Source organism: Sphingomonas colocasiae (assembly GCF_019880585.1).
Lineage (GTDB): Bacteria > Pseudomonadota > Alphaproteobacteria > Sphingomonadales > Sphingomonadaceae > Sphingobium_A > Sphingobium_A colocasiae.
Window position 1 is genome coordinate 107,326 of sequence record NZ_JAINVV010000001.1, and the last position, 17,683, is coordinate 125,008.

General features: G+C 65.6%; 14 protein-coding genes. 6 read left to right on the top strand and 8 right to left on the bottom strand.

The window, feature by feature from the left end:
• Positions 1 to 21: 21 nt before the first annotated feature.
• Entirely contained in the window at positions 22 to 1,242 is a 1,221-nt protein-coding gene (locus tag K7G82_RS00495) for a Tm-1-like ATP-binding domain-containing protein (RefSeq protein WP_222987862.1), read from the bottom strand.
• A 205-nt stretch (positions 1,243 to 1,447) separates the two neighbouring features.
• On the opposite strand from K7G82_RS00495, the gene K7G82_RS00500 reads away from it, so the two are divergent.
• The 3 genes from K7G82_RS00500 to K7G82_RS00510 all read left to right on the top strand — a co-directional run bounded on the left by K7G82_RS00500 (position 1,448) and on the right by K7G82_RS00510 (position 6,177).
• Positions 1,448 to 3,238, top strand: a complete 1,791-nt coding sequence (locus tag K7G82_RS00500) for a phosphoenolpyruvate hydrolase family protein (RefSeq protein WP_222987863.1) — start codon at positions 1,448 to 1,450, stop codon at positions 3,236 to 3,238.
• Positions 3,239 to 3,419: 181 nt separating this feature from the next.
• Positions 3,420 to 5,246 carry a hypothetical protein gene (locus K7G82_RS00505; RefSeq protein ID WP_222987864.1) on the top strand — a complete coding sequence of 609 codons (1,827 nt, stop codon included), beginning with the start codon at positions 3,420 to 3,422 and terminating at the stop codon, positions 5,244 to 5,246.
• Positions 5,247 to 5,292: 46 nt separating this feature from the next.
• Positions 5,293 to 6,177, top strand: coding sequence for a 3-keto-disaccharide hydrolase (locus K7G82_RS00510; protein ID WP_222987865.1), 885 nt, complete (start codon positions 5,293 to 5,295; stop codon positions 6,175 to 6,177).
• 167 nt (positions 6,178 to 6,344) lie between these two features.
• Here K7G82_RS00510 and K7G82_RS00515 read toward each other — a convergent pair whose 3' ends face one another.
• Genes K7G82_RS00515 through K7G82_RS00530 form a run of 4 tightly spaced genes read right to left on the bottom strand, consistent with a single transcriptional unit; the run spans position 6,345 to position 10,806 of the window.
• Entirely contained in the window at positions 6,345 to 7,244 is a 900-nt protein-coding gene (locus tag K7G82_RS00515) for a 3-keto-disaccharide hydrolase (RefSeq protein WP_222987866.1), read from the bottom strand.
• A gap of 13 nt (positions 7,245 to 7,257) precedes the next feature.
• Positions 7,258 to 8,145, bottom strand: a complete 888-nt coding sequence (locus K7G82_RS00520) for a 3-keto-disaccharide hydrolase (protein ID WP_222987867.1) — start codon at positions 8,143 to 8,145, stop codon at positions 7,258 to 7,260.
• 37 nt (positions 8,146 to 8,182) lie between these two features.
• Entirely contained in the window at positions 8,183 to 8,992 is an 810-nt protein-coding gene (locus K7G82_RS00525; RefSeq protein WP_222987868.1) for a 3-keto-disaccharide hydrolase, read from the bottom strand.
• Entirely contained in the window at positions 8,989 to 10,806 is a 1,818-nt protein-coding gene (locus tag K7G82_RS00530) for an FHA domain-containing protein (RefSeq protein WP_222987869.1), read from the bottom strand. Before K7G82_RS00530 ends, K7G82_RS00525 begins: the two co-directional genes overlap by 4 nt.
• A gap of 472 nt (positions 10,807 to 11,278) precedes the next feature.
• On the opposite strand from K7G82_RS00530, the gene K7G82_RS00535 reads away from it, so the two are divergent.
• The 3 genes from K7G82_RS00535 to K7G82_RS00545 are packed head-to-tail and all read left to right on the top strand — an operon-like array spanning position 11,279 to position 14,601.
• On the top strand, positions 11,279 to 12,127 hold the full coding sequence (locus K7G82_RS00535) for a fumarylacetoacetate hydrolase family protein (RefSeq protein ID WP_222987870.1): 849 nt from the start codon (positions 11,279 to 11,281) through the stop codon (positions 12,125 to 12,127).
• Between the two features lie 17 nt (positions 12,128 to 12,144).
• Positions 12,145 to 13,443, top strand: a complete 1,299-nt coding sequence (locus K7G82_RS00540; protein ID WP_222987871.1) for an MFS transporter — start codon at positions 12,145 to 12,147, stop codon at positions 13,441 to 13,443.
• A gap of 33 nt (positions 13,444 to 13,476) precedes the next feature.
• Complete coding sequence (locus K7G82_RS00545) at positions 13,477 to 14,601, top strand: cupin domain-containing protein (RefSeq protein WP_222987872.1); 1,125 nt, start codon at positions 13,477 to 13,479, stop codon at positions 14,599 to 14,601.
• A 12-nt stretch (positions 14,602 to 14,613) separates the two neighbouring features.
• Here K7G82_RS00545 and K7G82_RS00550 read toward each other — a convergent pair whose 3' ends face one another.
• Genes K7G82_RS00550 through K7G82_RS00560 form a run of 3 tightly spaced genes read right to left on the bottom strand, consistent with a single transcriptional unit; the run spans position 14,614 to position 17,659 of the window.
• Positions 14,614 to 15,492 carry a cupin domain-containing protein gene (locus tag K7G82_RS00550; protein ID WP_222987873.1) on the bottom strand — a complete coding sequence of 293 codons (879 nt, stop codon included), beginning with the start codon at positions 15,490 to 15,492 and terminating at the stop codon, positions 14,614 to 14,616.
• Positions 15,476 to 16,402 carry a cupin domain-containing protein gene (locus K7G82_RS00555; protein WP_222987874.1) on the bottom strand — a complete coding sequence of 309 codons (927 nt, stop codon included), beginning with the start codon at positions 16,400 to 16,402 and terminating at the stop codon, positions 15,476 to 15,478. The genes K7G82_RS00550 and K7G82_RS00555 overlap by 17 nt, the downstream gene beginning before the upstream one ends.
• A 9-nt stretch (positions 16,403 to 16,411) precedes the next feature.
• A complete protein-coding gene (locus tag K7G82_RS00560) occupies positions 16,412 to 17,659 on the bottom strand; it encodes an LLM class flavin-dependent oxidoreductase (RefSeq protein ID WP_222987875.1) in 1,248 nt (415 codons plus the stop codon).
• Between the last annotated feature and the right edge of the window lie 24 nt (positions 17,660 to 17,683).

Genomic DNA, 17,683 nt, shown 5'->3' on the forward strand with positions numbered 1-17,683 from the left:
CCAAAATGGGGTGGGCGATGTTCAGTGCATCACCTTGCGATATTCATCGACGATCGCCTGCGCGAATTCCGGATCGTTGATGTGATGGGGATAGCGGACGATCCGGCGCGTCGGCCCCTGGGCCACGGCGCTTTCGAGTTCCGCGAACAGGGCGGCATCGGCTTCCGGATCGTGGAAGGGGCCGCCGGGCTTGTCGATCGCTGACACGCCGCCTTCGGGGATCAGCAATGTGAAACCGGCATCGGGATGGGCATTGAGCTTGCGCGCGATCCAGCGCGCGCAGGCGATATTCTCCTCCACCGTCGTCCGCATCAGCGTGACGCTGCTGTTATGGACATAGAGGTTGCGATCGCGGAATTGCTGCGGGACGCTGTCGAGCGGGCCGAAATTGACCATGTCGAGCGCGCCGACCGACAACACGTAGGGCATGCGCCGTTCCAGCATAACGTCGAACCGGGCGGGGCCGCAGGCGAAGACGCCGCCGACCACCTCGTCCGCGACTTCGGTGGTGGTGATGTCGAGCACGCCGTCGAGCATGTCGCTGCCCGCCAGTTCCTCCATCGCGCGGCCGCCGACGCCGGTCGCGTGGAAGACGAGCGTGTCGTAGCCCATCGGTTCCAGGATCTCGCGGACGCTGGTGACGCAGGGCGTGGTGACGCCGAACATGGTGAGGCCCAGCGCCCGCTGGCCCTCGTCCTGCGCGGGCGCGAGGCGGGCCATGCCCGCGATCGCGGCCGCCGCGTTGCGATAGATCTGGCGCGAGACGCGGTTGAGCCCCGCGACGTCGACCACCGAGAACATCATCGTGATGTCGCTGGTGCCGATATAGCTGCTGGTGTCGCCGCTCGCGACCGTCGACACCATCAGCTTGGGAAAGCCGATCGGCAGGCCGCGCATGGCGGTCGCGATCATCGAGGTGCCGCCCGTGCCGCCCAGGCCGATCGCGCCCGAACAGCGACCGGAACGATAGGCGTCGATCATGAAGCTGCGCAGCGCCCGGCTCATCGCGGTGACCGCCGTGCCGCGATCGGTGTGGCCGAGCACGGCGCCGGCGCCCTCGGGATGGAAGGCGGCGACGGTCGCGCGGTCGATGCCGGGCTGGGCGGTGGGCGGATTGAGCGTGCCGACGTCGATCAGCACGGCCTGGACGCCTTCGGCGCGCAACGCGTCCGCCAGGAAGTTCGCCTCGTCGAACTTGGTGTCCAATGTGGCGAACACATAGATCGGCGCCAGATTGCTCATTGCGTTCATCCCCTCCACCCATCTTTGCGGGTTCGATGCCTCTTTGCGGGCTCGGCCAATGCAATGCACGGACCGTGCCAAATATCATGACGAACGCAGACAGCCGCGCCAGCCCGATTTTTCGCATCATCTGGTTGTCACTTTTGTTACCCTGTGACAACATGGTCGCCATAGGTAACAAAAACCGGGGAGGAAAAGGCTGGCGATGCACAGTCTCGTGCGCGATCTCGCGCGGACCGCCAAGCAGAGCGGATCGCCGGTGCTGGCCGTGTCGGCGGGCTCCGGGCAGATCGCCGAATATGTGGTGGAGGCCGGCGCCGACCTGCTTTTCGCGCTGAATGCCGGACTGTATCGCAGCCTGGGCCATGGTTCGCTGGCGTCGCTGCTCGCCTATGGCAACGCCAATGAACAGACCGAGGAATTGCTGAGGCGCCATATCCTGCCCAATGCCGGCGGGCTGCCGGTGGTGGCGGGTGTGATGGCGAGCGATCCGACGATCGATGTCGATGCGCGGCTCGCGCATCTCCGGCGCATGGGCGTGCATGGGGTCACCAACTGGCCGACGGTGGGCTTTATCGACGGCAAGATCCGCGAGGCGTTCGAGGAGGAAGGCTATGGCCTGTCGAACGAAGTCGAACTGCTCGCCGCTGCGCGCAAACAGGGCATGGCGACCTTCGCCTTCGTGCTCAATGTCGAGGATATCCGTCGCTTCGCGGCGGTGGGCGTCGATGCTTTCATCATCAATGCCGGGCTGACCCCACTGCAATTCGCGATCGGCGACCGGCGTGACCGGCTTCAGGATTCGCTCATTCATATCAATCGCATGATCGCTGCGCTCGATGGCGCGGCGTCGCGACCCTTGTGCCTGGTCTATGGTGGGCCGTTCACCGATGTCGAGGATTTCGCGACCCTGTTCCGCCAGGTGAAGGTGGACGGCATCGCCGGCGGATCGGTCTTCGAACGTCTGCCGGTGCAGGCGATCACGTCGAACTTCGTGCGCCGGTGCAAGACCTTGCGGCTGGTCGATCCCGATGTCGAGGAACCGGGACGGCGCGAGATGCTGGGGCGGTCGCCCGCCTTCCACGATCTGGTGCGCACGATCGAGCGCGTCGCACGCTTCGACGCCAATGTGGTGATCGAGGGCGAGACCGGTGTGGGCAAGGAACTGGCCGCCAGCCTGATCCACGAACTCAGCCCGCGTTCGAAACAGCCCTTTATCACGCTCAACTGCGGCGCGATTCCGTCAGGCCTGCTCGAAAGCGAATTGTTCGGCCATGAGCGCGGCGCCTTCACCGGCGCAGACCGGCGCCGGATCGGCAAGTTCGAGCTGGCCAATCGCGGCACGCTGCTGCTCGACGAGATCGCCGATCTCAGCCCGGCGGCGCAGGTGGCGCTGCTGCGCGTGCTTCAGCAGCGCGAAGTGGTGCGCGTGGGCGCCGACAATCCCATTCCCCTGAACGTCCGCGTGATCGCCGCGACCAATCGCTCGCTCGCCGAACTGGTGGAGGAAGGCAAATTCCGGTCCGACCTTTATTATCGGTTGAGCACGGTGACGCTCAACATCCCGCCGCTGCGCGAACGGCTGGACGATCTGTCCGTGCTGGCGAGCGATTTCCTGCAGAAGACCGCCGCGGAACTCGGTCTGTCCGGCCTCGCCATCGACGAGCGTTTCGAGGAGGACATGGCGCGCCATAGCTGGCCGGGCAATATCCGCGAATTGCGCCAGGTGATCTCTCGCGCGGCGATCCTGGAAGACGGCCCGGTGTTGCGCGGCACTTATTTCCAGCCCGATGGCGGCCGTCGTACGGCCATGTCGGCGGGCCATGCTTCGGACAATGCGTTGTCGCGGCGCGTGACGATCGAGGACATCCACCGCGCGATCGCGCTGGCGGGCGGCAACAAGAGCGTTGCGGCCGCCTCTCTGAAGATCAGCCGCAAGACGCTTTACGCGAAACTCGATGCCGCACGGCAAGGCGTGACCGAACCGGTCGACTGAGAACTGTTACCCGGACTGTTTCCACTGTTACTTGGTGACAGGGGTGGCGCGACGATTTCGCGACGAAACGGGGCTTCCTCCCGATCCCGAAACTGGCACAGTCCATGCATTGAAACGGGCATTGGCGTGAATCCGCCCCGCGCAGACGGGCGACGCGCCATGCCGCAGGGGAGAATGCCGGATGAAGCTGAAGACCGCGCTGATGTTTGTCGTCCTGTCGGCGGTATCGACCGCGGGATCGGCGCAGGTTACGCGAACGTCGCCGTTCGACAAGCTGACCAATCACAATGATCGCCAGCGCAGCGGCTGGAATCCCAATGAGAAGAAGCTGACGCCCAAGGCGGTTTCGGGCGGCGGCTTCGGGGCACTCTGGTCGTCGCCGCAGCTCGATGGTTTCAACGGGACGCCGCCACGCCTGTTCGCGGCACCGCTTTATATGAACGCGGTCCGCATGACCGGCGGCGACCATGCCGGCAAGACGTTCCAGACCGTGTTCGCGGTCACCACCACCGGCTATGCCTATGCGATCAGCGCGGCGGCGTCGGGCGGGGTTCCGGCGGGCACGATCCTGTGGCGCAAGCGCCTCACCGAGGCGCCATGCGGCAAGGGGACGCTCGCCAATCTCGCGACGCCGGTGATCGATCCCAAGACCAACCGGCTCTACGTGACGAGCTGCAGCGATCCGCAATGGCAGGTCCATGCGCTCGATATCCGCAGCGGCGAGGAAATGTCGGGCTGGCCCATCGATTTCGATGCGGCGACGATGAACCGGCCGGGGCTAAACCGCAACGGCAGCACCAAATGGGTGGCCGAGACCGACGACAAGAAGAGCTTCTCGTCCGACGGCAAGCGCGCCGTCTGCCGCACACCCTGCTACACGCAGCGCGGCGGGCTCAATCTCAGCGCCGATGGCGAGCGGCTGTATCTGACCTTCGGCCCCGATGGCGTGGGCTGGCTGGTCGTCGTCGATACCGCTGCCGCCAAGGTCGCGACCGCCTTCACCTCGATCCAGACCAACCAGCAGGAACAGGGCGGCATGTGGGCCTCGGGCGGGCCGGCGATCGATCGCCAGGGCCGCATTCACGTCTCGACCGGCGCCAACCTCATTCCCGGCCGGCTCTATGGCCTGTCCGGCGTCTGCCCCGAATGCGACAATGCATGGGGCCAGACGATCATGCAGTTCGTCGACGATCGCTCGAAGGGGCTGACGCTCACCGGCACCTATACCCCCTATAATTACTGCCAGGCATCGAAGACCGACATCGATATCGGCAGCAGCGGCGTCATCGCGTTCGATCTGCCCAAGGGCAGTTCCAGCACGACCAGCCTGCTGTCGCTGGGCGGCGGCAAGCAGGGCAATATCTATCTGCTCGATCGCGATCACATGCCCGGCGGGCTCGTCAAGCGCCAGCCCTGCACCGACGATCCCTCGCAGGACAAGTCGCTGCTCGCGCCCGAGCCGCAGCCCGAATTCGGCAAGCCCGGCCCGATCAACCTGTTCAAGCCCTTCTCCGACGATCTCGGCGCGTTCGATCAGGCCAAGAGCCGCAGCACCGCCGCCTATTTCCGCGATGCGCGCGGCAGCAGCTACGTCTTCGTCAGCGGCAGCAAGAAGATCGGCGAGAATCTGACGACCGATGCGCCGCCGGGGCTGGCGCGGGTGAAGGTGATCACCAGCCCGGGCAAGCCGGCCTTCCTGCGCGTGGACGGCATGGAGGAAAGCCAGACCTTCAAGAATCCCGGAAACCCCGTCGTCAGCAGCAATGGCGGCCGCGACGCGGTCGTCTGGGTGCTCGACAACAATGCGCCGCGCACCGCCAATCTCTATGGCGCCGGCGCGCCCAAGCCGGTGCTCTACGCCTTCGACGCGTTGAACTTCAAACTGCTGTGGAAGACCGGCGACGGCGAGCTCTTCACATCGGGCAAGTACAACGAACCGACGATCGTCAACGGCATGGCGCTGGTCGGCACGGATCGCATCCAGGCGTTCGGCCTGCGCGCCAGATAGACCGCACCGCGCCCCGGAGGCGCGCCAATCACCAAGGGAGGATGGAATGACCGGACCGCATCGCAGAATGATCCTGAAATCCGCGGCGCTCGCCGTGCTCGCGATCGCGGCCGCCGCGCCGCTGGGCGCCCAATCGGGGGGCGGGCAGGCGCCGGTGCCGGCGGGCTTCACATCGTTGTTCGACGGCAAGACGCTGAAGGGCTGGCGCGGCGATCCGGCTTACTGGTCGGTCCGCGATGGCGCGATCACCGGTGCCTCGGACCAGCCGATCCCCTACAACACCTATCTGATCCTCGACAAACCCTATGCCAATTTCGAGATCCGCTTCAAATACCGCTTCATGACCGAGGCGGGCAATTCGGGGCTGCAGTTCCGCAGCGCGCAGCTCGACGGCAATCACATCATGGTCGGCATGCAGGCCAATGTCACGCCGATCACCAAGTCGCCCGAACGCTTCGCGATGCTCTACGAGGAACTGGGCGAGCGCCAGGAAATGGTGCTGCTGGGGCAGAAGGCCGAAGTCACGCGCGTCCAGGCGGCGGGCGGCGGGCAGGGGCGCATCGTCCGCACCGTCACCGGCATGGTGAATTCGCGCGACGAGATCCTGAAGGCGGTCAAGCCGGCGGGCCAGTGGAACGAGGATGTGCTGATCGTCCATGGCAATCGCATGGTCCATGCGGTGAACGGCTATCTCGCCTTCGACGCGCTCGACAAGGATCCGATGGGCGCCAGGGACGGCTTGCTCGGCTGGCAGCTCCACAAGGGGCCGGCAAGCACCGTCCAGTTCAAGGATATCGTGATCCGTCCGCTGACGGCATTCCCCGACATCAGCGGCCGCTTCATCACCAGGCCGAGCCCGGCGCCGGAACCGCGGCGGACCTACAAGGATTCGACCAAGGTCAATCTGCCCGACACGCCGATGCCGGATTGAGGGTATTCATGCCCCGCGCGTCGATCGGCGGGCGGGGGTTGGAGGATCGCGCTATCATCCAGACCCGTTCGGGCTGAGCCTGTCGAAGCCCTTGTCCTTCTTCAACTTCGAAGGAACAGGACGGGGGCTTCGACAGGCTCAGCCCGAACGGTAATTGGATCAATTGTTCAGTTGGACGCCGCTTTCTCCAGCTTGATATTGAGCTGCGTGCGCACCGGCTCGGGTGCCGGCCCCGGCTTCGTCACGAACCGCCGGCTGATATCCGGAAAGCTGGTGAGCGGCCTGATCACGAGATCCTTGAACTGTGCGGTGCTCGGCGGGCCGGCATGGGCCTGGAGCCCGATCAGCCCGTCCTTCGCGCCCAGCGGATCATTGTCGGTGGCGTCGAAGGCGACCAGCCCGTTGATGACATGGACGATGCGATTGCCGTGGACGATCAGCACATCCTCGTTCCATTGGGGATAGGGCTTGATCGACGCGATGATCGCCTCACGCGGGTTGGTGGTGCCCAGCACGGTGCGGACGATCGCGCCCTGGCCGCCGGTCGTCGCCTGGCGCCGCGTGATCACGGCGCGTTCGCCGAGCAGCACCATCTCGAGCCGGTTGAGCTCCTCGTAGAGCATGCCGAAGCGTTCCTCGCCGCAGGAGGGGAGGCCGCATGCGCTGAAATTCGCGGGCGTGATGTTCGATTGCATGCCGGCGAGCACATGATTGCCCTCCACCTGGCCGCTGCGGAACTGGAGCCCCGAATTGCCGACGCGCGTGACGAAGCGATATTTCAGCCGGATCTCGAAATTGGCATAGGGCCGGTTCAGGATCAGGAAGGTGTTGTGCGACAGCCCCTTGTCCGAACTCGACGTGATCGCGCCGTCGCGCACCGACCAGACCGCGGGATCGCCGCGCCAGCCATTGAGCGTGCGGCCGTCGAACAGCGAGACGAAGCCCTTGGGCACCGGCGCGACACGTTCCGCCGGCGCGCGCTGGGCTTCGATCGGCGAGGCGGCGAGGCATGCGACGGTCGCGAGCGCGGCGCCACCCATCAGGATCCTGTATGGCGTGGTGATCATCCAAGCTCTCCCTTCATTCCGGCAGCGCGACGTCTGCCAGCGCGGCGCGCGTCGAATCCTTGTAGGTCTTGAGCGGGGCGGGGGCTGCGGACGGAGTCGATCTGAAGCGCCCTTCGACCTTCGGCATCGCCGTCAGCGGCTTGATCACGATGTCTTTATACTGGATCCACATCGACGGCCCCTTGTGGAGTTGGATGCCGAACAGCCCGTCGCGCTTGCCGACGGGATCATTGTCGAGCGCGTCATAGGCGAGCAGCCCGTTGATCGCGGAGAGCATGCGGTTGTCATAGGCGATCAGCACGACCTCGTTCCATTCGGGATTGGGGCGGATCGAACCGATGATGGCGGCGCGATCGTTGACCATGCCCGTCACCGTCCGCACGACACGCCCGGTGCCCGCGCCATTGGCACTGCGTCGCGTGATCACCGCCTGCTGGCCGAGCAGCGCCATTTCCTGCCGGTCGCCGGTTTCGTTGTAGAGCATGCCGAAGCGTTCGGGCGGCACATTGGTTGGCGTGACATTGGTTTGCAGGCCGGTCAGGACATGATTGCCCTCCATCTGGCCGCTGCGGAACTGGAGCCCCGAATTGCCCTCCGGCGAAAGCCAGCGATATTTGAAGCGGATCTCGAAATTGGCATAGGGCTTGTCGAAGATCAGGAAGGTATTGGCGGCGATCGGCTGATCCGATCCGCCGGTGATCGCACCGTCGCGCACCGACCAGAGCGCGGGATCGCCGCGCCAGCCCTTCAGCGTCCTGCCGTCGAACAGGGGGGTGAAGCCGGCGGGTATCGCGGCGGATTTGGCGGCCGGCGCTTTCTGCGCCTGAAGCGGCGCGAGCGTAGTCAGTGCGAGCGCGGTTAGCCCGGCAAGTTTCAAATATCCGTGCCTGGTGCCGGTCATGTCTCTCTCCATTATCAGTATCTTGTCACGCACCGCTTCATTGCGGTGGCTTGGGCGGTCTTCTGGGAATTTCGGGCGTCGTTTCGGGCGCGCCGGGCATTGAGGCGAAGCGGCCTTCGATCCGGGGCGCCGCCTTGAGCCGCTTCACCGCGATATCCTTGAACTGCACCCACATCGGCTTGCCGAAATCGATCTGCAGCGCGAACAGGCCGTGCGTGGCGCGCGCCGGATCGGTGTCGACCGCATCGAGCACGAGCTGGCCATTGATCGCGTGGGCGATGCGGTCGCCATGCGCGATGACGACATAGTCGTTCCAGGCGGGATAGGGGCGGTAGGCGGCGAGCACTGTCTTGACCGGATTGACCGAGGCCTTGATCGTGCGCGTCACCTTGCCCTGTGCACTGCCGATCTCGACCCTTTCGCTGAGCAAGGCGATCTCGTTGCGGCCGAGATTGTCGTAGAGCATGCCGTAGCGGACGAGCTGATCGGGCGGCACGACATTGGCCTGGTACCCCGCGACCATATAGGGACCCTGATCGCTGGTCGCGCTGCGGAACTGGAAGCCCGAATTGCCGTCCTTGGGGAAGCGGTAGCGGAAATGCAGTTCGAAATCGGCATAGTCGCCGTCATGGATCAGGAACGACATCTTGCTGATCGTCTGATCCGATCCCCCGGTGATCGTACCGTCGCGGACCGACCAGAGCGCCGGATCGCCGCGCCAGCCCTTCAGCGTCTTGCCGTCGAACAACGGGGTGAAGCCGCCGGGCGGCTTCGCATGGAGCGGCATGACGATGACGGCGGCCAGCAGGGTCGCGGCAATCGGCCATGGCGTGCGGCGGCGCCTCATTTCGTTTTGAGGCCATAGGCCTGGAGCCGATCGGTTCCCACCAGCACCAGTCCGTTCACCACCGTCGGTTCACCGTAATTGCCGGTGGGGAACAGTTCGCCCTCCGTGCTTTTCCAGATCGGCTTCAGGCTGGCCGCGTCGAAGGCGTAGAGGATCGGCCTGGGCGGCTTGGTCGCATAGAGGCTGACGGTGCGCGCGGCATTCTGGTCGACCATCCAGACGATGGCGTCGCGCCCGCCATTGCTGCTGATCACCGGCGATCCGGGATTGTGGAAGGTCAGCGTCATCTCCAGCGTGTCGACCTTCAGATAGGCCGGCGCATCTGGGCTCGCGATCACCTTCACCTTGGCGAGGCCGGGGGGCGTGCTGGTGTTGAAGAATTCGCCCTTCTTGCTGGCGCCGGACACATAGATCCAGGTCGCGCCCGCATCGTCGCGATACCATGAGGCCGATGTGCGGCTCTTGGCCTGGTCGTAAGCGCCATATTCGTCGGAAAACGGCTTGAAGAGATTGATCGGTCCGCGCCGCTTCCATTCGGGCTGGATGTCGGGCGCGAGCAGCGACAGGTCGGTCGCCGGATCAAGCGAGCAGGGCTGCCGCTTGGTGAGGCCGCCAGGCATGTGGTCGCGATCAAGCAGATAGATATTGCCCTGCTTGCCGCCGCCCAGCGTCAGCAGCCGGGGCGTGGCGGACGTGCCACCCGGCAGGTCGAGCACGATCACCGGGCTGCTGCCGATATCGATATCGGCCTTGCCCGCCTGGCAGTAATTATAGGGGGTATAGGTGCCGGTCAGTTTCAGCCCGGCGGCGCGGTCGTCCTCGAACTGGAGGATCGAATGCGACCAGCTATTCTCCTTGTCGGCATGCATGCTTTCGAAACCGAGCTTGATGCCGTCGTACAGGTTCGATCCGGTGGTGACGTAGAGCCGCCCCTGATCGTCGAGCGCGGGGCCGCCCTGCGCCCACATGCCGCCGCCATCCTGCACATCGTCTGGCGTCGCCGAAAAGGCGGAGGCGACCTTGCGGGCGTTGGTATCGAGCACCAGCATCCAGCCGACCGCATCGGCGCCGAAGGCGAGATAGAGGCGCGATCCGTCGGAGCTGAGATTGAGCGCCCCGCGCTGCACATAGCGATAGGGCTGGCCCATCTTCCAGGTGCGGTTGCCGTTGCGGTTGAGCGAGGGCTGATCGATCAGCGCCTGGCTGAGCGCCACCGGCCAGCCGGCGAGCTGCTGTCCGGTGCGGATGTCGAGCGCATGCGCGCTCCACATGTTCTTGCCCTGCTCGCCGCTCGGATTGCTGCAGCTCGTCACGTACAGGCGATTCGTCCGGGGATCGATGATGCCGGTGCCGTAATTGCCCATCGCGCCCTTGTTGCAGGGCGCCTCGGTCAGCCGGGCCTTCCAAAGGATCGTGCCCGGCTGGATCGCGCCCGAGGCGGCGGTGCTGATCGCATAGGCGTAACCCGTCGTGGTGCTTACGATCGCCGCCGGAACGGTCTTGCCACGATACTGGCCGCCGGTGAGGCGCAGCGCATGGATATAGAGCGGGGCCGAGAACATGCGTGGCGGCAGGCCGTTGAAGCTGTCGAGCTGCGGCGACGACCAGAGCGCACCGAAATCGCCGCCTGCGACATTGGTGGGCGTCAGCACGCGTTCCTGCGAATTCCAGCCCGATCGTGCGCGATCATTGTGCGCCATCACCTTGTCGACGGTGGGTGGGCCGACGGCGGGCGTCTTGCCGGATTGGGCTATCGCCGATTGTACCGGAAGCGCCGCCAGCGCGATGAAGAGTCCTGCCGTCCGCAACCTCATCCCTCTCCCCTCCATGGCATCGGCCGAGCGAGCGGCCCGATGGCGTGGCGAAGGAGGGCGTTACGTCGCGACCTGCCGGTCGCGTCTCCTCTCCCCCGATGGCCCCGGTCTTGCGGGTGCCGGTCGATGCGATGCACGGACCGTGCCAAGACCCGGCGGCACGGAGAGGCGAAAGAAGTGGGCCGTTTCCGGGGCGGCAGAAGGATGTCACCTGTGACAAGGGCATTGTCACCTGGATCATAAAGGTGACAGCCGCGCCGCGCCGAAAAGACGGCCGATGCGCGCTCCCCATCGCACCCCGGGCTTGGCACGCTCCATGCTTGATCAAAACCGGCCCGCCTAGACGGGTGGGGAGGATGGATGATGGCAGCGCGGTGCAGCCCCTGCAGCTTCGTCATGCCGATGCGGTCGCGTACGGCAGTCTCCTCGCCATGCGCTGGTCGCGGGCGTCCATTCGGATCGGGAGAATGAATTGAAGCTGGCAACGATCAGGCGGGGCGGCAGTGCGGTCGCCGCAGTCGTCGACGAACAGGCGGGGCGGGTCTTCCCGCTGGAGAGCGACATGATCTCGCTGATCCGTTCGGGCGAACGGCCGGCGCTTGCGGGCGAGGGGGTCGCGCTGTCCTCGGTCGAGCTGCTCGCGCCCATTCCACGCCCGCCGCGCAACATCTTCTGCGTGGGCAAGAATTATCATGCCCATGCGCAGGAATTCACGAGAAGCGGCTTCGACAGTTCGGCCAGGGATGCGAGCGAGGCGATCCCGACCGCGCCGATCGTCTTTTCCAAGGTGCCCGAATGCGTGATCGCGAGCGGCGAACCGATCCGTTACCCCACCGGCGTCAGCGACAAGCTGGATTACGAGGCCGAACTGGCGGTTGTGATCGGCAAGGGCGGGCGCGGCATCGATCGCGCCGACGCCTATGACCATGTCTTCGGCTATATGATCGTCAACGACGTGACGGCGCGTGATCTGCAGGCGCATCACAAGCAATGGCTGATCGGCAAGTCGCTCGACACATTCTGCCCGATGGGGCCGTGGCTGGTGACGGCGGACGACGTGTCGCCCGAAACATTGGGCGTGCGCTGCTGGGTGAACGGCGAATTGCGTCAGGACGCCAACACGGCGGATCTGATCTTCGACATCCCGACGCTGATCGAGGCGATCTCCGCCGGGATCACGCTTCAGCCCGGCGACGTGATCGCGACGGGCACGCCCGCGGGCGTCGGCATCGGCTTCGATCCGCCGCGCTATCTGGCGCGCGGGGATCAGGTGACGATCGAGATCGACGGGCTCGGAAGGCTCAGCAACGCGATTCAATAAGGACAGGGGGCAGGAAGATGCGGAATCAACTGGCACCGTCCGCGCCGGAGCAACGCCGCGTCCTGCTGGCTAGCCTGGTCGGCACCGCCGTCGAATTCTATGACTTCTTCATCTATGCGGTGGCGGCCAGCCTGTTCTTCGGCCCACTGTTCTTCCCGTCCTCGTCGCCGTCCGCGCAGTTGCTCGCGGCCTATGCCAGCTTCGGCCTGGCCTTTGTCGCGCGGCCGGTGGGGGCGATCCTGTTCGGCCATTTCGGCGACCGGGTCGGCCGCAAGTCGACATTGGTCGCCTCGCTGCTGCTGATGGGCGGATCGACCGTGCTGATCGCCTTTCTCCCCACGCATGACGATATCGGCTGGGTCGCCGCATTGCTGCTGTGCCTGTTGCGCATGGGGCAGGGGCTTGGGCTCGGCGGCGAATGGGGCGGGGCGGCGCTGCTCGCGGTCGAGAATGCGCCGCCGGGCTGGCGCGGCCGTTTCGGCATGGTGCCACAGCTCGGCGCGCCGATCGGCTTCATCGCCGCCAACGGCATGTTCCTGCTGCTGGGGCTTGGCCTGACCAGCGAGCAGATGCACGACTGGGGCTGGCGCATCCCGTTCCTGGGCAGCGCATTGCTCGTCGCGATCGGCCTGTGGGTGCGGCTGAAACTGACCGAGACGCCCGCCTTCGCCGCCGCGCTCAAGGAAGCGCCGCCCGAAGCGGTGCCGATCGCGACGGTGATCCGCCATCACCTGTTCCCCACACTGTGCGGCACGCTGGGCGGGATCGCCTGTTTCGCGATCTTCTACATGGCGACCGCTTTCCTGCTGGGATATGGCACCACCGCGCTCGATTACGGCCGCAACGAATTCCTGTTCGCGCAGATCGGCGCCACGCTGTTCCTGGCGGTCGGCATCGTGCTGTCGGGCATGCTCTCCGATCGGTTCTCGCCGCGGACCGTGCTCATCACCGGCTGTATCGGCACGCTGGCGCTGGCTGGGCCACTGATGGCGCCGCTGATCGAAAGCGGCTCGATCGGACTGACCTTCCTGCATCTTTCGATCGCGTTGCTTTGCATGGGGCTGGCTTATGGCCCGCTCGGCGCGTGGCTGCCCGGTCTGTTCCCGGCCCGCGTGCGCTATACCGGCGCGTCGATGGCCTTCAATCTGGGGGCGATCCTGGGCGGCGCGCTGGCGCCCTATGCCGCGCAAAGCATGGCGGAGAGCGGCGGGCTGATGCCCGTCGGTCTCTATCTCTCGGCCTGTGGTGCGCTCAGCCTGATCGGGCTGCTGATCGCACCCAGGCGCGCCGCCGATCCGGCGCCGGCCGCCGGCTGAACCATCCGCACATCGAACGCACAGGAGACCGACATGTCGACCAATCCCATCAGCGAGGTCACCGACCGCGAAACATTGAGCGACGCGCTCGAGCGGCAGGACATTGTCGGTTTCTGGAAGCTCAAGCACGAGTATGAATCGTTCGAGCCCGAAAATCCCGAACGGCCGGGCATCTGGCGCTATGCCGATTTCTCGCCGCTGGGCTTCGCCGCGACCGAGGTGATCCCGATCGAGGAGGCCGATCGCCGCAACCTGATGTTCTCCAATCCCGGTCTGCCGGGTAGCGGCACGATCACCCGGCGGCTGTTCGGGGGCGTGCAGGTGATCCCGGCGGGCGAGCTTTCGCCGGTGCACCGCCATGTCGGTGCGGCGACGCGGGTGATGCTGGAAGGGGATGGCGCCTACACGACGGTGGAGGGCGACAAGAGCCGGCTGGAGCGCGGCGACGTCGTCACCAATCCCAGTGGCGCATGGCACGAAACCGGCAATGAAGGCAGTGGCCCGGTCATGTGGTTCGACACGCTCGACCTGCCGTTCACCCGCACCATGGGCACCAATTTCTTCTTCAACGACTATGCGGAGATCGTGAACGGCGAACGCGTCGCCAAGAAATACCAGACGGTGAAGCCGCGCGTCGACTGGTCGGCCAACGCCTATGGCGTCGGCGGCGTCCGGCCCGACTGGGTTTCACACCGCGTCGCGCGCGGCAGCGGATCGCCGCAATTCCTCTACAAATACGAACCGACCCGCGCCTTGCTCGATCGGCTGCGCGATGACGAAGGATCGCCGCACGACGGCATCATCGTCGAATATTACAGCCCCGAAACCGGCGGCAGCGTGTTGCGCACCCTGGGCGTCCATATGCAGATGCTGCGCGCCAACGAACGCACGCTGGAACAGCGCAGCACCGCCGCGCGGATCTTCGTCTGCCTGGAGGGGGGCGGCACGACGATCGCGGATGGCATCGCGCTACGCTGGCAGCGCAACGACGTGATCGTCGTGCCGGGCTGGAACTGGTTCCACCACGCCAATGGCGGTTCGGATTCGGTGCTCTATTCGGTCAGCGACGCGCCCGCACTGCGCGCGCTGGGCCATCTGGTCGATGACCGTCGGACACGTGAGGGGGAGATATCGCGCAGTTTCGGCGAACCGCGCTGAGCTGACTGGATCCTAAAGCGCGGCGATGGCCTCCGCCGCTTCGGTGCGCAGCACCGTCGTTCGCCCTTGGCGCGACAGCCGTTCCGCGGCGATCTCCGTAGCGGTCTCCGAACCGACGAGCAGGATCGGCACATCGGCCGCTATATCCGATGTGATCGTGGGCGTTTCCGGATCTGCGATGACGGCGATATCCGGATGACCGGGCAGCGCCGCGCCGACCGCGATCACGGCAAGGCCGGGCGCGGTAGCGCGCGCTGCCGCGATCTCGTCGTTGGCCAGCCTGGGCACGCCCCAATAGGCATGGGGGCGGGAATCGATGTCGTAGCGGTCGCTGTCGGCGGCGCGGAAGGATGGCGCCCTCAATCCTTCCGGGCTGTCGAGCCCCAACCCGTAGAAATGCAGATTGATTGCGGTTTCGCTGCCGTCATATTCCACCGTGTGATATTCGGGGCGAGGCATGTAGAGCACGTCGCCGGCCCGGACAGGTACCTCGCGCGTCTTGCGCAACCGCCCTGTGCCGGGCTCCGAGCCGTCATCGGCACGTTCGTAGATCACATTGTGTTCGGTGCCGGCCACGCCCGCGATCAGTGCCCAATGGGCATGCGCATGCGGGCGCGCATTGAAGAATTTGGCGGGGCTCACCGAGATGTAGAGCGCATTGCGGAAATCATCGTCCTCGGTGAGGCGATAGAAGCCGCTGATGCCGCCGAGCTTCAGCGGAAAATGCGCGACTGGAAACAGATCGGCGCGGGCTGCGAGCGTGCGCAGCGCGTCCGATGCGTCCGCCACCTTGTCCGGGGTGTTGAGCGCGGGATCGGGCGACAGGCCGATGGCGCGGATGCGCGAGACGGTGGCCGCAACGGCGGCCGCGCGGTCATGAACGATGGACATGGTCTTCTCCCTCTGGCGCGGCTCGGAAAGCAGCGCGGAAAACGTCGTGCGGTGCGCGCACAAGATGCGGATGCCCCTGGCGCGCGAGTAATTCGGCGGCACGCTCCGTCGCGGCTTCTTCGCCGACCAGCAGGATCGGAGACGTCGGAGCGAAGCCGGCGGGCGGGCGGGCGGCCTCACGATCGGTGACGATCAGGTCGAAATCGTCGGAGCGGGGATCGTCGAGTTCGATCGCCAGCCTGGCGATCGGCCTTCCGTCGTTCAGCGCCTCCGCGATGTCGGCCGTCGACAGCGACTGGACTCCCCAGGGGCGGTGCGGGCCGGGGCGTCCGAGCGCGTAGATCTCGCTTTCCGGCGACAGGAAGCCGGGACGTCTGCTCGCTTCGGGATGGTCCAGACCAAGCCCATAGGCGTGGATGTTGATCGCGGTTTCGGTGCCGTCATACGCGACCGTATGATATTCGTCCGGGCGAAGGTGATGGACCTCGCCCGCGCCGATCGCGACCGCGCCGGTCCGGCGCAGCCGTCCCCGCAATGGCACCGAGCCATCGTCTTCGCGTTCGAAGATCACATTATGCTCGACCCCTGCGACGCCCGCGATCAGCGTCCAGTGGAGATGCTTGTGCGGATGGTTGTTGAGGAAGCGGCCGGGACAGACGGATACATAGATCGCGTTGCGATAGTCATCATCCTCGGTCAGCCGGTAGAAGCTGCTGAAGCCGCTCTCTCCGGGCGTTTTGGAAGGATAATGGCGTGGCGGAAACAGCTCTGCCCGCGCGGCGAGCGCGGCGAGCGCGGCCGCCGCCTCGGCGATCCGTTCGGGTGGATTGTCGAAGGGGTCGAGGCCGATCGCCTTGATGCGATCCGCCGTCTCGGCGATGGCGGCCGCGCGGTCATGAACGAGTGACATGGCGTTCGCTCAGGCCGGAACCGGATCGCGTGTCGCGGCGGTCGCGACGACAGGCCGGGTGGAGCGCGTCGGCGCGCTTTCCGAATAATCGGTGAGCACGGGCGCGCTGGTGTCGAGCTTGAGATGCGGGAACAGCAGTTCGGCGGTGATCTCCGCCTCCCCGATCAGCGGATAGCCGCACAGGATGAAATTATCGATGCCCAGTCGATCCTGCAGTTCGTGGATGCGGTCCGCGACCTGTTTGGGATTGCCGACGATATAGGTGCCACGGCCTTGCCTGCCCTCCACATCCAGCGTGGCCCAGTTGATCACGCCCGACCAGAGATTGGGGTAGATCTCCAGATCCTCGCGCCGAGGCAGGCGGCCGGCGCGCAGTGCGTCGATGCGCGCCTGAATCTGCGGATCGTCGCTGCTCAAGCTTTCGAGGCCGCCTTCCAGATTTTCGCGGCCGCGCCGCCGCCCCTCGATCGTCCGGACGATCGAATCCACGCCCGTCCGGTCGAGCAGCCATTGGGCATGGGCCCATGCTTCCTCTTCGGTCTCGCGGACGATCACTCCCGCCAGCACGCCGATGCCGACCTGGCGCCCGTGCCGGGCAGCGGATGCTCGCACCGCGTCGATCTGCGGCTTCAGCTTGTCGGGATGATGGAGATAGGTGAGGTAGGTATCGAGCACCTCGCCGGCGTGATCGATACCGGCCGAAACGCCGCCCGATCCCCAGACCGGGGTGTGCGGTGACTGGATCGGCCCGAGCGGGCGCTCTGCCCAGCCTTCGGTGATGCCAGGGAAATTGACATGCTTGCCGTGATGCGGCGAAAGGTCGCCGGCATAAAGCCGTTTGAACAAGGTCCAATATTCGGCGCTCGCGCGATAGCGTTCCTCCTTGTCGAGATTGACGTCATATTGCACCAGGACACTGTCTGTCCCGTTCACTTGGTTGAACAGCAGCCGCCCGCCCGAAAACCAGTCGAACGCGCGGGCCTGTTCGGCCAGCAGCAGCGGCGGGATGACGTTGGGGTAGACGGGGATCAGGAAGCGCAGCCGTTCCGAAAAGGGAATGAGCGAGGTCGCCGTGATCCACGGCGTACCCGTCAGCAGCGCGCCATAATAGCCCAGCCGATCGAGTGTGCTCGCCAGGCGTCGCAGCCGATGCGAATCCGGCGCATAGCGGCCTTCGCCGCGCGGGTCCGGCGATTTCCACGGATAGCGGCCGTCATTGGCGTTGATGTACCAGAGGATGCGAAGCGGGTTGGACATGGAATTTCCTTGTCGGCGAGTGGA

Excerpts from the sequence above, each read along its gene's own strand:
- K7G82_RS00555 (WP_222987874.1), bottom strand. The coding sequence starts at position 16,402 with ATGTCACTCGTTCATGACCGCGCGGCCGCCATCGCCGAGACGGCGGAT.
- K7G82_RS00550 (WP_222987873.1), bottom strand. The coding sequence starts at position 15,492 with ATGTCCATCGTTCATGACCGCGCGGCCGCCGTTGCGGCCACCGTCTCG.
- K7G82_RS00510 (WP_222987865.1), top strand. The coding sequence starts at position 5,293 with ATGACCGGACCGCATCGCAGAATGATCCTGAAATCCGCGGCGCTCGCC.
- K7G82_RS00540 (WP_222987871.1), top strand. The coding sequence starts at position 12,145 with ATGCGGAATCAACTGGCACCGTCCGCGCCGGAGCAACGCCGCGTCCTG.
- K7G82_RS00500 (WP_222987863.1), top strand. The coding sequence starts at position 1,448 with ATGCACAGTCTCGTGCGCGATCTCGCGCGGACCGCCAAGCAGAGCGGA.
- K7G82_RS00505 (WP_222987864.1), top strand. The coding sequence starts at position 3,420 with ATGAAGCTGAAGACCGCGCTGATGTTTGTCGTCCTGTCGGCGGTATCG.
- K7G82_RS00530 (WP_222987869.1), bottom strand. The coding sequence starts at position 10,806 with ATGAGGTTGCGGACGGCAGGACTCTTCATCGCGCTGGCGGCGCTTCCG.
- K7G82_RS00520 (WP_222987867.1), bottom strand. The coding sequence starts at position 8,145 with ATGACCGGCACCAGGCACGGATATTTGAAACTTGCCGGGCTAACCGCG.
- K7G82_RS00525 (WP_222987868.1), bottom strand. The coding sequence starts at position 8,992 with ATGAGGCGCCGCCGCACGCCATGGCCGATTGCCGCGACCCTGCTGGCC.
- K7G82_RS00560 (WP_222987875.1), bottom strand. The coding sequence starts at position 17,659 with ATGTCCAACCCGCTTCGCATCCTCTGGTACATCAACGCCAATGACGGC.
- K7G82_RS00515 (WP_222987866.1), bottom strand. The coding sequence starts at position 7,244 with ATGATCACCACGCCATACAGGATCCTGATGGGTGGCGCCGCGCTCGCG.
- K7G82_RS00495 (WP_222987862.1), bottom strand. The coding sequence starts at position 1,242 with ATGAGCAATCTGGCGCCGATCTATGTGTTCGCCACATTGGACACCAAG.
- K7G82_RS00545 (WP_222987872.1), top strand. The coding sequence starts at position 13,477 with ATGTCGACCAATCCCATCAGCGAGGTCACCGACCGCGAAACATTGAGC.